We start from the raw sequence: 806 nt of genomic DNA on the forward strand, positions 1-806 counted from the left end.
GCAGAAGGCTCTCACCAAACCATCCTAAACAGAAAAAAATAACGAATGATTACCGGAAAATCCGTACTGGTTTTAATGGAGAATCAAGTATTGGAAAAGAGTTAAAGGATCTTTCAAAAAAATATCAAGTATTTCATGACCTCAGACTGAGCCGCGATGAGAGCAGCTTTTTCCAAATGGACTTTCTTATCGTATCTATGAATTGCTGCATTATCATAGAGGTGAAAAACTTTGCCGGCTTACTCTATTTTGACCGCACCTATCCTCAATTGATTCGGACAAAAGATGGACAGGAACAAGCCTATCTTGATCCGCTTATCCAGGTTGATGTGCAAAAATCACGCTTAATCAATTGGCTTAACCTTCATAAATTCCCGTTGCTTCCGATTGAAACACTCATTGCAAATGCAAACTCGAACACCATCATTAAGACTACTCCTGGTCATGCCTCCATCTTCAAGCAAATCACCGGAAAAGAAACACTCATCTCAAAAATTCAAACTCTTGATAAAAAGTATCCATCTGCGCAATTAACCCAAAGGCAGCGCAATAAACTATCAAACACATTCCTTCAAAAAAACACTCCACATAATCCGGATATACTCAAATGGTATCAAATCTCTGAAACGGATCTGCTCAAAAGTGTTCACTGCCCAGAATGTTCAATTCTCCAAATGCAACGTCACTGGGGAAAATGGACATGCGCGCATTGTTCTTACTCTTCCAAAGATGCCCACATTCAAACTCTTCGTGATTATGCCCTCCTCATAAGRCCCAAGATTACAAATAAACAAGCGAGGTTATTT

Annotated in this window: 1 protein-coding gene; it reads left to right on the top strand. The window is 39.4% G+C overall.

From position 1 onward, the window contains the following. Positions 1-806, top strand: an 806-nt coding sequence (locus AC1DUW_RS30980) for a nuclease-related domain-containing protein (protein WP_477644475.1), incomplete at both ends; no start/stop codon positions are given.

Source organism: Peribacillus sp. P4_C12, from assembly GCF_056402095.1.